Origin of the sequence: uncultured Oscillibacter sp. (assembly GCF_950073225.1) — a bacterium.
Taxonomy (GTDB): Bacteria; Bacillota; Clostridia; order Oscillospirales; family Oscillospiraceae; genus Oscillibacter.
Genome location: NZ_CATMPS010000001.1, coordinates 282,845 through 295,292 on the forward strand (window position 1 = coordinate 282,845; position 12,448 = coordinate 295,292).

General features: G+C 63.5%; 10 protein-coding genes and 3 tRNA genes. 5 read left to right on the forward strand and 8 right to left on the reverse strand.

Annotation, left to right across the window (positions count from 1 at the left end; all coding sequences use genetic code 11):
- Positions 1 to 96: 96 nt before the first annotated feature.
- The 6 genes from carB to Q1M04_RS01365 all read right to left on the reverse strand — a co-directional run bounded on the left by carB (position 97) and on the right by Q1M04_RS01365 (position 8,903).
- Entirely contained in the window at positions 97 to 4,128 is a 4,032-nt protein-coding gene (gene carB / locus Q1M04_RS01340; protein WP_297996374.1) for a carbamoyl-phosphate synthase large subunit, read from the reverse strand.
- Positions 4,128 to 5,195 (reverse strand): carbamoyl phosphate synthase small subunit, encoded by a 1,068-nt coding sequence (locus Q1M04_RS01345; protein ID WP_297996354.1) that lies wholly within the window; start codon positions 5,193 to 5,195, stop codon positions 4,128 to 4,130. The genes carB and Q1M04_RS01345 overlap by 1 nt, the downstream gene beginning before the upstream one ends.
- A gap of 322 nt (positions 5,196 to 5,517) precedes the next feature.
- Positions 5,518 to 6,936, reverse strand: coding sequence for a spore germination protein (locus tag Q1M04_RS01350; RefSeq protein ID WP_295755304.1), 1,419 nt, complete (start codon positions 6,934 to 6,936; stop codon positions 5,518 to 5,520).
- A 454-nt stretch (positions 6,937 to 7,390) separates the two neighbouring features.
- On the reverse strand, positions 7,391 to 7,672 hold the full coding sequence (locus Q1M04_RS01355; protein WP_297996351.1) for a DUF1905 domain-containing protein: 282 nt from the start codon (positions 7,670 to 7,672) through the stop codon (positions 7,391 to 7,393).
- Positions 7,673 to 7,698: 26 nt separating this feature from the next.
- The gene (locus Q1M04_RS01360) at positions 7,699 to 8,571 is read right to left on the reverse strand and encodes a YihY/virulence factor BrkB family protein (RefSeq protein ID WP_300345912.1); all 873 of its coding nucleotides are present in this window, start codon (positions 8,569 to 8,571) and stop codon (positions 7,699 to 7,701) included.
- The gene (locus tag Q1M04_RS01365) at positions 8,568 to 8,903 is read right to left on the reverse strand and encodes an arsenate reductase family protein (RefSeq protein ID WP_297996341.1); all 336 of its coding nucleotides are present in this window, start codon (positions 8,901 to 8,903) and stop codon (positions 8,568 to 8,570) included. Before Q1M04_RS01365 ends, Q1M04_RS01360 begins: the two co-directional genes overlap by 4 nt.
- Positions 8,904 to 8,955: 52 nt before the next feature.
- Between Q1M04_RS01365 and Q1M04_RS01370 the strand changes: the two genes are divergently transcribed.
- The 5 genes from Q1M04_RS01370 (at position 8,956) to Q1M04_RS01390 (ending at position 10,708) form a co-directional block, all read left to right on the forward strand.
- Positions 8,956 to 9,672 (forward strand): NAD-dependent protein deacylase, encoded by a 717-nt coding sequence (locus Q1M04_RS01370; protein WP_293278869.1) that lies wholly within the window; start codon positions 8,956 to 8,958, stop codon positions 9,670 to 9,672.
- A gap of 157 nt (positions 9,673 to 9,829) precedes the next feature.
- Positions 9,830 to 9,915, forward strand: a tRNA-Leu gene (locus Q1M04_RS01375).
- A 29-nt stretch (positions 9,916 to 9,944) separates the two neighbouring features.
- Positions 9,945 to 10,032 (forward strand) — tRNA-Leu (locus Q1M04_RS01380).
- A gap of 78 nt (positions 10,033 to 10,110) precedes the next feature.
- A tRNA-Leu gene (locus Q1M04_RS01385) sits at positions 10,111 to 10,198 on the forward strand.
- A gap of 309 nt (positions 10,199 to 10,507) precedes the next feature.
- The gene (locus Q1M04_RS01390) at positions 10,508 to 10,708 is read left to right on the forward strand and encodes a hypothetical protein (RefSeq protein WP_297999042.1); all 201 of its coding nucleotides are present in this window, start codon (positions 10,508 to 10,510) and stop codon (positions 10,706 to 10,708) included.
- Between the two features lie 67 nt (positions 10,709 to 10,775).
- On the opposite strand, the gene Q1M04_RS01395 is transcribed toward Q1M04_RS01390, so the two are convergent.
- Positions 10,776 to 11,381 (reverse strand): hypothetical protein, encoded by a 606-nt coding sequence (locus Q1M04_RS01395; protein WP_297999040.1) that lies wholly within the window; start codon positions 11,379 to 11,381, stop codon positions 10,776 to 10,778.
- Between the two features lies 1 nt (position 11,382).
- Complete coding sequence (locus tag Q1M04_RS01400; protein ID WP_297999039.1) at positions 11,383 to 12,447, reverse strand: baseplate J/gp47 family protein; 1,065 nt, start codon at positions 12,445 to 12,447, stop codon at positions 11,383 to 11,385.
- Position 12,448 lies beyond the last annotated feature (1 nt).

The following is a 12,448-nucleotide window of genomic DNA, read 5'->3' on the forward strand; positions in this document are numbered from 1 at the left end:
GGAAGGGCGGTCCTTTTGGTTATGCGCGTCAGGGTTCCCGGCAAACGGGCCGGCCAGGGGGCCGGCCCCTACGGATGATGGGTAGGGGCCGCCGCCTCAATATTCAATCTCCCCCGTATACACCAGCTTCGCGTCCCCGGTCAGGGTGACGCCCTCGTCGGTGTAGTGGACAATCAGCTCCCCGCCCTTCACCCGGACGGTGATGTCCCGGCCCTTCTCGCAAAGGCCGTTTGCAACAGCCGCCACTACCGCGGCGCAAGCACCCGTGCCGCAGGCCATGGTCTCCCCGCTGCCCCGTTCCCAGACCCGCATTTTGATGGTGCTGGGGTTCACCACCCGGATAAACTCCGTGTTGGTCCGCTCCGGGAAATAGGGCGCGTGCTCGAACCGGGGGCCGATGAAGTCGATGTCCACGTCGTCCACCCGGTCGCAGAACACCACGCAGTGGGGATTCCCCATGTCCACGCAGGTGATGCGGTAGGGCCGACCGGCAATGCGGACGGGATAGTCCACCACCTGGGGCTCCGCGATGGGGAATTTCAGCCCCGAGGCGTCCAGGGCCGCCTTTCCCATGTCCACGCTGGCGGAGGTTACCTTCCCGTTGGTGGTGTACAGCGTGACAGACCGAAGGCCGCTGCCGGTTTCCACCGTAACGGTCCCCTTTGTGGAAAAGCCGTTGTCATAGAGGTACTTCCCAAGGCAGCGAAGGGCGTTGCCCGCCATTTTTCCCTCGCTGCCGTCGCTGTTGAACATCCGCATTTTCACGTCCGCGGTTTCCGAGCGCTCCATCAAAATGATGCCGTCGGCCCCCACGCCGTAGTGCCGGTGGCAGAAGGTGACGCACAGGGATTCCGGGCAGGTAATCCGCCCGTCGAAGTTCTCCAGGAAAATGTAGTCGTTGCCGCAGGTCTGCATCTTGGTGAAGGGCAGCTTCTCCCGCTGCTGCCGCAGGTGGCAGATGTCCACCAGCTCCGTGTTGCCCTGGTTGTACCGGGACTCCAGGATGTCCGCCAGGGCCCCGGCGGTATCCAGGGACGTCAGGCAGGGGATTCCCAGCTGGACGCAGCGGTGGTTCAGGCGGATGAAGTCCCGGATGTACTCCGGCTCCGTGGACCCGGTGAGGATTACGTAGTCGATCTTCCCGTCCTCCAGAAGCTGGAAGACCCGGTTGTCCCTTCCCAGCTTGCCCACGATTTCCACGCTGGTCCCCAGGCGCTCAATCTCCCGGGCGGTGCCGTCGGTGGCGTAGAGCCGGAAGCCCAGCTCGTCCAGCTTCCGGGCGGTGTCCAGAATCTCCGGCTGGTCCCGGCGGTTGACGGAAATGAGGACGCCCTTTTTCTCCGCGCTTTCCACCTTGTACCCGGCGGAGACCAGGCCCTTGAAAAGGGCCTCCTGCATGTTTTTCCCAAGGCCCAGCACCTCGCCGGTGGACTTCATTTCCGGGGAGAGGGCGGCGTTTGCGTCGGTGAGCTTTTCAAAGGAGAAGACGGGGACCTTCACGGCCACGTAGGGGGGCTGGGGATAAAGGCCCGTGCCATAGCCCAGGGAGCGGAGGGGCCGCCCCACCGAAACCTGGGTGGCCAGGTCCACCATGGGCACGCCGGTGACCTTGGAGATATAGGGCACCGTCCGGCTGGCCCGGGGGTTGACCTCAATGACGTACAGCTCCCCCTGGTAGATGAGGTACTGGATGTTGATAAGGCCCTTGGTGCCCAGGGACAACGCCAGCTTCTCCGAGCAGTCCACAATGGTCCTGAGCATTCGGTCCCCGATGGAGAAGGGGGGATAGACGGCGATGGAGTCCCCGGAGTGGACGCCGGTGCGCTCAATGTGCTGCATGACGCCGGGAATGAGGACGTCCGTGCCATCGGAAATCACATCCACCTCCAGCTCCTTGCCCATGAGGTACTGGTCCACCAGGACCGGGTTTTCCACCTTCCCCGAGAGGATGACGTTCATATAGGTCCGCACGTCCTCGTCGTTGTGGGCAATGACCATGTTCTGCCCGCCGATGACGTAGCTGGGCCGGAGCAGGACGGGATAGCCCAGCTCGCCGGCCGCCGCCAGGGCCTCCTCCATGCCCAGGACCCCCCGGCCCTGGGGGCGCTTGATGTGGAAGCGCTCCAAAAGCGCGTCGAACCGCTCCCGGTCCTCCGCCATGTCGATGGACTCGGCGGAGGTGCCCAAGATGGGGATGCCCTGCCGGTCCAGGAACTTGGTGAGCTTAATGGCGGTCTGCCCGCCGAAGGCCACCACCACCCCCACGGGCTTTTCCACCTCAATAATGTGCATCACGTCCTCGGGGTACAGGGGCTCGAAATAGAGGCGGTCGGCGGTGTCGTAGTCCGTGGAGACGGTTTCCGGGTTGTTGTTGACAATGACCACGTCATAGCCCAGCTCCTTCAGCGTCCAGACGCAGTGAACAGAGGAGTAGTCGAACTCAATGCCCTGGCCGATGCGGATGGGGCCGGAGCCCAGGACCAGAATCACCGGGCGGCCGGACCGGGGGAAAGCCCGGGACTCACAGAACCGGTCAAAGCTGGAGTAGAAATAGGGGGTCTCCGCGTCGAACTCCGCGCCGCAGGTGTCCACCATCTTGTATACGGCCTTCCGGGCTTCCTCCGGGAGGCGGTCCGCCCCGGAGAGACGGAGGAGGGTTTCGTCCGGGTAGCCCAGGCGCTTTCCCTCGGCATAGCGCTCCGCCGTCAAACCGTCCTTTTCCAGGGCCTGCTCGAAGTCCGCAAGGCCCCGCAGCTTCCAGAGAAACCAGCGGTCGATCTTCGTGATGGAGAAAATCTCCTCCACGCTGACGCCGGATTTCATAGCCTCGAAGATGGTGAAGAGCCGCCGGTCGTCCACCCGGCGGAGCCGCTCCCAAATGGGGGCGCCCTCCGTGTTCTTCCGGTTGAGGGAGTCCATCCCGATTTCCGCCCCCCGGACGGCCTTCATCAATGCCATCTCAAAGCTGGGGGCGATGGCCATGACCTCGCCGGTGGCCTTCATCTGGGTGCCTAAAGAACGGGAGGCGTCGGCGAATTTGTCGAAGGGCCATTTCGGCATTTTAACGACGACGTAGTCCAGGGTGGGCTCGAAACAGGCGCAGGTCTTGCCGGTGATGTCGTTTTTGATTTCGTCCAGGGTGTACCCCAGGGCGATTTTCGCCGTGATTTTGGCAATGGGATAGCCGGTGGCCTTGGAGGCCAGGGCGGAGGACCGGGAGACCCGGGGGTTTACTTCAATGACGGCGTATTCAAAGCTGTCCGGGTTCAGGGCCAGCTGGACGTTGCAGCCGCCCACGATGCCAAGATGCGTGATGATGTCCAGGGAGGCGGAGCGGAGCATCTGAAACTCCCGGTCCGCCAGGGTCTGGGTGGGGGCCACCACGATGGAGTCCCCGGTGTGGACCCCCACGGGGTCCAGGTTCTCCATGGAACACACGGCAATGACGTTGCCCGCGGCGTCCCGCATAGTCTCAAACTCGATTTCCTTCCAGCCGAAGATGGCCCTTTCAATCAGCACCTGGGTGATGGGGGAGGCGTCCAGGCCCGTCTGGGCGATGACCCGGAGCTCCGACTCGTCCCTTGCCGCGCCGCCCCCCGCGCCGCCCAGGGTGAAGGCGGGGCGGACAATGACGGGATAGCCGGTTTTCGCGGCTGCTTCCAAGGCCTCCTCCACAGTCTCCGCAATGCCGGAGGCAATGACCGGCTGGTTGATTTCCATCATAGCGGCCTTGAACAGCTCCCGGTCCTCCGCCCGGGAGATGGCGGCGGCATCGGTTCCCAAAAGCCGGACGTTCTGCTCCTGGAGGAAGCCCTCCTTGCTGAGCTCCATGGCCAGGGTCAGGCCGGTCTGGCCCCCCAGGCCCGCCAGGAGGGAGTCGGGCTGTTCCTTGCGGATAACGCGCTTGAGGGTTTCGGCGGTGAGGGGTTCTAAGTAGATTTCGTCCGCCATGGCCTGGTCCGTCATGATGGTGGCGGGGTTGGAGTTGCACAGGACCACGTTGACCCCGGCTTCCTTAAACACCCGGCAGGCCTGGGCCCCGGCGTAGTCGAACTCGGCGGCCTGGCCGATGACGATGGGGCCGGAGCCGATGACCAGGACTTTTTTGATGCTGGTATCCAGAGGCATTACCGCTCCCCTCCTTTCATCCATTCCACAAAGCGGTCAAAGAGAAAGGCGGTGTCCCGGGGGCCGCCCCGGGCCTCGGGGTGGAACTGGACCGTAAAGGCCCGGAGGCCGGGATAGTCCAGGCCCTCGCAGGTCCCGTCGTTGGCGTTGGCGAAGGAGACGCGGCCGCACTTTACCGAGCCGGCGTCCACGGCGTAGCCGTGGTTCTGGCTGGTGATGTAGGTCCGGGGGCCGCTGAGGTCCCGGACGGGCTGGTTCACGCCCCGGTGGCCGTATTTCAGCTTGTAGGTCTTCCCCCCCGCCGCCAGGGCGGTGAGCTGGTGGCCCAGGCAGATGCCGAACAGGGGGACCTTTCCCAGGAGCTTTTGAATCTGCGCAATCTGATAGACGTTTTCCGCCGGGTCCCCGGGGCCGTTGGAGAGCATAACCCCGTCGGGCTCCATGGCCAGGACGGTTTCCGCCGCCGTGGAGGCGGGGAACACCGTCACCTCGCAGCCCCGCTTTCGCAGCTCCTGGGTGATGTTGCGCTTGGCGCCGTAGTCCAGCAGGGCCACCCGGAAGCGGGGGCTCCCCCCCTCCGGCGGGAAGACGGCGGCCTCCTTCCGGGTGACGGCCTCCACCGCGCCGGAGACGGAATAGGACCGCAGGACGGAAAGGTCCGGCGGGACCTGATCGCAGATCAGGGCGTTCATCACCCCGGACTCCCGGAGAATCCGGGTGAGCTGCCGGGTGTCCACGCCATAGAGACCGGGGACGCCCCGCTCCTTCAAAAAGCCGTCCAGGTCCCCTTCGCTTCGGAAATTGGAGGGGTGATCGCACCGCTCCCGGACCACGTAGCCCCTGACATGGCAGTCCCCCTCGAAGTCCTCCGGGATGATGCCGCAGTTGCCGATGAGGGGATAGGTTTGCAGGACGATCTGCCCCGCGTAGCTGGGGTCCGTCAGGGTCTCCACATAGCCGCACATGCCGGTGGTGAAGACCAGCTCCCCCACGGTATCGGCCTCCGCGCCGAACCGGAGCCCCTGGAACACCTGGCCGTCCGCCAGTACCAAATAGCCTGTTTTCATGGATGCCTCCCTCGGTTTGATTGCGCGTTTTCTTCTATCTTATTATGAGGGTTTTCGCCCTTACCGTCAATCCTGGATTGATTTCCGGGCGGCAAAGTTTGGCGGCGAAAGGTATTACTTTTTGTGGAAAACGGAAAAAGAGCGGTCTGTCGAGAGAAGGGCCGTTCCCGGGGAATGGCCTGACCTGGGGGTCAGGCCCCACAGGGTGGCCTGCCGGTAGAAGGAGTGTGGGGCCCGGTCCCCTGACCGGGCCATCCCCCTGTGAGACAAAGCCAAAAAAGGACCGCCCCCCGCGGCAAAGGCGGAGGACGGTCCCAAAAAGCTACGTGTTGTCCCGGCTGATGGGTTCCCGCACCAAAAGCCGCCACAGGGCCCTTCCGTGGAAGGGGATGAGGGGGTAGAGATAGCCCCGGCCCACCAGGGGCTTGGTGGTGGCCAGCAGAAGGACGATGCCCAGAATCCCCAGGCCGTAGCCCCACACGTCGAAGGCGGCGGTGAGCAGGAGGAGGACCACCCGGAGGAGCTTGAAGGCGTAGCCCATCTCATAGCTGGGCTGGGCGAAGCTGGCCACGGACACAAAGGCCATATACACCAGCACCTCCGGCCCCAGCCACCCGGCCTGGACGGCGAAGTCGCCCAAAATCAGGGCCCCCAGCATGGAGAAGGAGTTGGACAGGGAGTCCGGCGTGTTCAGGGACGCCAGCTTCAAAACATCCACCAAAAACTCCACCACCAGCAGCTGCCACAAAAGCCCCAGGGCCGCCGGTTCCGGGGAGGAGAGGAAGCTCAGCCACTCCGGCAGCCGCCCGTTCTCCTTCACCATCAGGTACCAGGTGGGGGTAATCAGCAGGGAGATTACAAAGACGATGATCCGCAGGAGGCGGAGGTAGGACCCCACCAGGGGCGGGAAGTAAAACTCGTTGGCCTCCTGGGTGAAATCGAAAAAGGTGGTGGGCAGAATCATCACGGACGGGGAGTTGTCCACCATCAGCACCACGTTGCCCTCCATGATGCTGGCGGCGGCGCTGTCGGGCCGCTCGGTATAGCGGACCTTGGGAAAGGGGTTGTACCATTGCTTGGGCCGGATGGCCTCCGCCACGCTCTCCTGGGCCATGGAAAGGGAATTGACGTCAATGCCGTTCAGCTTTTCCCGGATGGCGGAGAGGAGGGCCGGGTCCGCCTTGTCGTCCAGGTAGCAGAGCACCGCGTCGGTGTGGGAGCGCCTGCCTACCTTCAGCCCCTCCATGGTGAGGTGGGGGTCCCGGATGCGGCGGCGGAGCAGGGCCATGTTGGGCACCACCGCCTCCACGAAGCCGTCGTGAGAGCCCCGGAGGACCTTGCCGTCGGGGGGCTCGTCCACCCCCCGGCTGGGGTAGCTCTTGGCGTCAATCTGGGCTCCGCCCCGGAGCCCCTCCACCAAAAGCAGGGTTTTTCCCATGAGGACGGAGGTGACAAGTTCCTCCGGGTCAAAGCCCACGTCCACCTCCGAGAAGGAAATCAGCCGGTCGGCGAAGTCCTGCATGTCCGTAAGGCCCTCCAGGGCGTTTTCCGGCCGGGAGAGCCAAAAGGCCCCCATGCGTTCCAGGGTTTCGTCCAGACCGTAGCCGTCCACCACCCAGATCCGGGCCCGGCGGCCGCCGATGACGTAATCCCGGCTCACCATGTCCACGCTGCGGCCCACCCCCAGGGCCTCGTCAAAGAGCCGGACGTTTTCCGTGTAGTTATCCGATAAAGTTCCCATGCGCACCTCCAAGAATGGGGGTAGTATGCGCGGGAGGGGGAAGGATTATCCATAAGAAACCCAGCCGGGGACAACATTAGACAAACAGAATGCCGAATGATAAAATGTTCCCGCTCCTCCAAAAAGGAGCGGGAACGCTGCGCAGCGGACAGGCGGCTGGCCACATCCTCCGAAAGGAGGTGGGGCCGTATGCGGATTACGTTACATATCGGGCGGTTTACCGTGACGATTATCGTAAAAAGCAGAAACCGCCACTCTGGCAAGTGACGGTTTCTTGGCGGTCTTTTATCCGTCCAATTGATTGAGTTACTAGGGCCAGCCGCCTTGCGCGGCGTTCCCTTTATCTGTATTATAGCAATTCTCAAAAGCGCTGTCAAGCTAGACGGCGCTTTTTTCGCTTCCCCGGTGTATGAGAATACGGTCCTCTTAGGCCGCGTTTTCCGGATGCCGGAGACTAGCGCCTCGTCACCACCACTTGGAGCGTGTCCCCCTGGCCCTTGCCTAAGGCCTTTCGGATGTCCTTTCGCACGCCTAGGATATAGGCGATGTTCCCCGCCTCGTCCTTTACGCCCATGTTCACGATGCTCCCCTCGTAGGGAATCCCGTCAAAGAGCGCGCGGACCTTTACCCGGCCCGCGCCGAATTCCTCCCGGAGGTTCCAGGGGAAGACCACGTAGGCTCCGCCGGAGCCGCCCGCCTCGTGAATGACGGCCTCAAATTCATAGCGGTCCCGCATTTGCCATTCCCCATTTCCAATCCGCTTTATCCGCTTTCCGCTTCCTTCCGCATCGCCACCAGGGTCCCGTTGAGCTCCGCCCCCAAAATCAGCACGTTGGCGGACATGTAGAGCCAGATCATCAGCACCACCACCGTGCCGATGGACCCGTAAAGCAGGGAGTAGTTGGCGAAGTTTTCCACATACATGGCGTACAGCCAGCTCAACCCCATCCAGGCCGCCAGGGCCGCCAGGGTCCCGGGCCACAGGTCCCGCCAGGGCCTCCGGCCATCCTGGGCCAGGGCGTAGAGAAAGAACAGGGCAAAGTAGCCCACCACCGCCGCCGCCGGGAAGCGCATCCGGGCCCACAGCTCCGCCAAGAGCAGCGGCAGGCGGAAGTTCCCCACCGCGTAGCCCAGCAGCCGGTCGCCGATGGTCATCAGTGCCAGCGTCAGGGCGATGGCCGAAATCAGCACCACGGTATAGAGCAGGGTTTTCAGCCGGTGAATCACCGCCCGCTTGGGGGGCCCCAGGTGATAGGCCGTCCGCACGGAAACCATCAGGGCGTTGGTGGCCCGCATGGGAAACCAGATGGAGAAAAACAGGCCGAACACCATAAGCTTGGGGCTGGGGCTCTCGCCCACATGGACCAGATAGGCCCGCACGATGTCCACCACGTCCCGGGGCAGAAACTCCCCCAGGGCCAGGAGGATGGCGGTGACGTTCAAATCCAGCAGACCCAGCAGGGCGCTGATGAAGATGAGGAAGGGGAAAATCATAAACAGCAAATAGAAGGCCAGGGCGGCGCTCTGGACCCCCACGCTGTGGCGGAAGTAGCGCCGGGCCAGGAGATAAATCCCCCGGGACAGCTTGCGCTTCATGGCGGAATCACCACACTTCCTGTCAAAATAGCCGGTCACTCCCAGGTCTCCCAAATCTCGGGATGATAGCCCACCGTGGCCTCCCTGCCGCTGCGGACGATGGGGGTTTGGAAGAGGATGGGGTTTTCCAGCAGCTTCTCCTCCTGGGCGGCGGGGGCCACATAGGCCATGTACAGATCCGCATAGGCCCGGCATTTTGTGTTTACCAGGGCCTCGAAGCCAACTTTCTGCTTGACGGACTGGTACTCCCGGGGGGATAATCCCTTTGAGGGGAGATCGATGTACTGGAACTTGATCCGGCGCTCCTTGAACCAGCGCTGGGCCTTCTTGGTGTCGAAGCACTTGGAGGAGCCGAAGATCTGGATATTCATAAGACGTTCTCCTTTGAAGCCATTCTATTATAATCCGCAGGGAGGGACATTTATGACGGAAGCAGTCGAGACCTTAAAGACCTGGGTACAAGAGTCCAAGGCCATTGCCTTTTTCGGCGGCGCGGGGGTCAGCACGGAGTCCGGCATCCCGGATTTCCGCTCCACCGGCGGGCTCTATCATCAGGAGTGGAAGTATCCGCCGGAGACCATTTTAAGCCATACATTCTATAAAAGCAACCCCGAGGAGTTCTTCCGCTTCTACCGGGCCAAAATGCTGGCCCCCGAGGCCCGGCCCAACGCCGCCCACAAAAAGCTGGCGGAGTGGGAGGCGGCGGGGAAACTCACCGCCGTGGTTACCCAGAACATCGACGGGCTTCACCAGGCGGCGGGGAGCAAGCATGTCTGCGAGCTCCACGGCAGCGTCCACCGGAACTACTGCGAGCGCTGCGGGAAGTTCTACGGCCTGGACTTCATTCTGAACGGGACCGGGGTGCCCCGCTGTACCTGCGGCGGCATCGTCAAGCCCGACGTGGTGCTCTATGAGGAGGGCCTGGACCAGTCCGTCATGAACGACGCGGTGGATTCCATCGCCCGGGCGGATCTGCTCATCATCGGGGGCACCTCCTTAAACGTCTGGCCCGCCGCGGGGCTCATCAATTACTTCCGGGGAAAGCGGCTGGCCCTCATCAATAAATCCGCCGTGGCCCGGGACCTTTCCGCCGGGCTGGTCATCACGGACCCCATCGGCGAGGTCATGGCCGGGCTGTAAGCCGCTGGAAAAGCCCGGCCCCTCCGTCAAGGGGGCGGAGGGGCCGGGGCGGCTTCTTACAGGAAAAAAATTGGGAAAAACGGAAAATGGGTGTTGACAAGCAGGGCGGTCCCGGCTATAATAATCAAGCAGTCTTTTTTGGGGAACGCAGGCTTACGCGGCTGTGCTGGAACTGGTAGACAGGCCAGCTTGAGGTGCTGGTGTCGATTCGACGTGTGGGTTCAAGTCCCGTCAGCCGCACCACGCTTCCCCTTTGGAAGGCTTTGCACCACGCGCGAGTGGTGGAATTGGCAGACTCGCTAGATTCAGGTTCTAGTGTCCTTTACGGACGTGCGGGTTCAAGTCCCGCCTCGCGCACCAGAGAACAGGGTCCCGTCTCAGCCGGGGCGGGACCCCTCTCATTTTCGTCTGTAAGGCCCGGCAAGTTCATAACGATGCGCGCGAGTGGTGGAATTGGCAGACTCGCTAGATTCAGGTTCTAGTGTCCTTTACGGACGTGCGGGTTCAAGTCCCGCCTCGCGCACCAAAAAGAAGCACGCCGCAGGCGTGTTTCTTTTTGGTGCGCAACGGTCCGCCCTGCGGACCGCCCCGCCGTTGGCGGGGTCTTATTGAACTTGCAGGAAAAACCCGCCGTGGTTTTTCCCGCAAACACCCTTTTCCTCGCGATGTTTGGGAATACGCATGATTCCTCTTGCTGGACGGGGAATTTCTTTGCTTCCGACCGAAGGGGGACGAAAGGACGCGGCGGATTGTGGAAGGTACGAGGAAAACAGGCGGGTCCTTTTCTGCGGGGATATGGGACACGGTTGATACGGTTTTGAGAATGGGAGGCGTTATGGAATTTTCAAGAGAAGACTTGACGGAGGCAAAGCGGCAGATTGACTCCACGCTCCACAAGCTCCGGGAAACGGTCAAAACGCTCCGGGCCAGGGAGAACCCGGAGCGGTACAGGTCCCAGATAACCCTGGCGGAGCGGAGAATTCAGGCGTTTGAGCTGGCGGTATGCCTGATTGAACGGGAATTTGCTTCCCTATGACTTATGAAAAGAGCGTCCGGCCATTGGCCGGGCGCTCTTTTTGATATTCGATCCATTCCCTCTTCCGTCAAAGAATGTTGGCCCCGTCCGGCAAAGCGCCCTCCTCCTCCGGCGGAATTGCCAGCTGGAAGCCGTTCCAGTCATACTCCCGTTCTTCAACAAGGGCCCAGGTATAGCCCTGCCGGTGGCATTCCTCCCAGGTGAGGAACCGGAAGTAAAACTCCACATCCAGATGGCAGGGCAGAATGTCCAGCACGATCTTCTCGATCTGCTCAAACTCCGCCGGAACCCCCGCCGTTCCGGGAAATACCACCCGGACGCGGTTGGTTCCCATCTCAACGGCCTGTGCCCAGATGCCGCAGCCCCGGATGGTCCGGTCGATGGCCTCCGGCGTCAGGCTGTCCCCGTCGATTTGCAGCAGCGCCGCGATGGCCGCCCGGCGCTCCTCCGGCGTGACGGCGGCGGGGCGGCGGAGAAACAGCGCCTCCCGGCGGCGCAGCCCCTCGTCCTCCGCCGTGGCGGTGACGCCCTCCCGCTCCACCCCGTCCAGGCGGGCCGACACGGCGTCCAGCCCCTGGCCCAAGGCATAGAGCTCCGCCCCGCTGAGGGAATCCCGGTCCAGCCGGTAGACCCCCAGGGGGGCCAGCAGCGCCCGCAGATATTCCTCGTACATGCTACGCCTCCTCCATAAGCTCCGTCACCTCCAGCGTCCCCAGCACCGGCAGGACGGTGCTGTCCGCCGGGATGTCCTCCGCCGGGGCGGTGAAGCGGTAGTTTTCCACGCCCTCCAGGTCGTAGAGCCGGTTTCCCAGCTCCGCCAGCAGCACCGCCCGGCCCAGCAGCCGCCCGCCGAAGAAATCCGCCATGGCCCGCCGGGCGGATTCCAAGACCGCCTCCTTGTCCGCCCCCTCCTTGGGGGCCACGGCCACCGCCACGTTCACCGTCTTGCTGGTGGGGGCCAGGGCCTTCACCGTCACGGCGATTTCCCGCTTCTCCTGAAGCTCCGCCTGAAGACCCGCCAGCAGCTCCCCGTCCGGCAGGCCGTTTTCCCCGGTGACATAGACGTTCACCGTTCCCGGCCCCTCGGCCCGGCCCACGGCCTTGGCCGCCGTCACGCCGGGATAGCCCATGGCCGTAGTCTCATACCAGGCGGTATTCGCCCCGTTGGGAAGGCGGCGGTAGCTCTCCAGAATCCGGGCCCGGAAGGTTTCGTCATCCTCCTCCCCGGCCCCGCCGGTAAAGGCCCCCGGATTTGTCACCGCCGTCACCGCCGTGGGGCAGGCCGTCAAAAACCGCACCGCCCCCGGCACCACGTTGCCCCCGGTCCCGGCCTCCACCGCCTCGGCGGGCGCGTCGGCGTACAGGGCTCCGGCGGGAATCACCGCCTCCTCCGAGGTCCGCACCCGGACCTCCTCCGCCGTCATGCACACCGTCCCCGCCGGGATGGTGACGTCCATGACCGGCGGCGCCCCCACGGAAAAGCGCAGAGTGCCCCCGGACCGGGTGGCCCCCAGGCGCTTCAAGCCCCGCATGGCCCCGTGGCGGTCCAGATAGACTCCCTGGGCCGTCTGGGGAAAGCTCTGGTCCAGCACCCAGTCCGCCTGGATTTCCAGGGCCTGGAGCTCCGCCGCCGCCGCCCACAGCCGCACCGCCAAATCGCAGCCCGCCTCCGGCGTGAAGCCCGCCCGCCGGGCGAAATCCGCCAGCAGCTTTTCATAAATCGTCTCGATACTCCGCATC